Origin of the sequence: Streptomyces sp. DvalAA-14, assembly GCF_900091855.1 — a bacterium.
GTDB lineage: Bacteria > Actinomycetota > Actinomycetes > Streptomycetales > Streptomycetaceae > Actinacidiphila.
The window spans coordinates 1-1,292 of the sequence record NZ_FMCH01000474.1 but is presented as its reverse complement, the minus strand read 5'-3'; the positions used below and the strand labels follow the sequence as shown (position 1 = coordinate 1,292).

The 1,292-nt window shown below is 77.6% G+C and carries 1 protein-coding gene; it reads left to right on the top strand.

Features of this window, described 5'->3' with window-relative positions:
- Positions 1-215: 215 nt before the first annotated feature.
- On the top strand, positions 216-1,292 hold a 1,077-nt coding region (locus tag GA0115240_RS24655), incomplete at its 3' end, for a sensor histidine kinase (RefSeq protein ID WP_370673370.1).

Here is a 1,292-nt window from a genome sequence, read left to right as displayed (position 1 = left end):
CGTCCGGCGGCGGGTTGCGTGCCCGTGGGGTGCCGCTGGGGGCAATGCGCCCCGGTGGGGGCGCGGGGAACTGCGCGAACGGCCACGTTGGACTTGCAGTCCGTCACCGGCCCGGAGGGGCAGTCGGTGTGGGTTGCCGGCCGCCGGCCGGTGGGGGGCCGGCTTGTGCTCCGCGGGGTCCCCCGCGGGGAGCGTTCTTCGCGGAGGATGGCAGCGTGACCCCTTTCTCGGCGCCCCGGCGCCCGTTCTCGAGGCCCGTCGTGGGCGGCCCGCCGGTGGCGGTGGGCGATGTCGCGCTCGCCGCGCTGGTGCTGGTGGCGCAGGTCGTGCTGGCGGCGCTGCTGCCGGTGGGGTTCGCGAGTCATCGGCCCGACGCGCTCGGGTGGGCGCTGCTGGTGCTGGGGGCGGTGGCGCTGGTGTGGCGGCGGCGGGCGCCGATGGCGTGCCTGCTCGGGATGGTGGCCGCCGTGGCGCCGTACCACTACCTGGAGAACATCCAGGAGGCGCCGATCCTGTGCAGCGGCGTCGCCCTGTACGCGCTGGCCGTGGCCGGCCCGCGGGCGCGGACGCTGGTGGTGGTGCCCGTCGTGGTCGCCACCATGGCGTTCGAACTGGGCAGCCTCGGCAAACCCGACGGCTTCACGGACACGCTGCGCAGCGCCGGCTGGATCGTGGCGGTCGCGGTCATCGGCGAGGTGGTGCGGATCCAGCGGAAGTACGTCGCCGCGATCACCGAACGCGCCGAGCGGGCCGAACGGACCCGCGAGGAGGAGGCCGCCCGCCGGGTCGCCGAGGAGCGGCTGCGGATCGCCCGGGACCTGCACGACCTGCTGGCGCACAGCATCACCCTGATCGGGGTGCAGACATCGGTGGCCGCCCACGTCCTGGTCGCCGACCCGGAGCGGCTGGACCGTACCGCGGTGGCCGGCGCGCTGGACGCCATCGCGGACACCTGCCGGGAGGCCCGCGCCGAACTGCGCACCACCTTGCGGGTGCTGCGGGCCGACGGCGACGGGCCGCTGCCGGGGCTGGCCGGCCTGCCGACGCTGGCCCGGGCGGCGCAGGCCGCCGGGGCCAGGGTCGAGCTGACGGTGGACGCCCCGGGTCCGGTCCCGCCCGCGGTGGGCGCGGCGGCCTACCGGATCGTCCAGGAGTCGCTGACCAACGCGGTCCGGCACGCCGGCCCGCCCGCCCCCCGGATCACCGTCCGGGTGACCGGGGACGCGGCGGCCCTGCGGCTGCTGGTCCGCGACGACGGCCCGGGCGGCGCGGACAGCGGCGCGGGCGGCTTC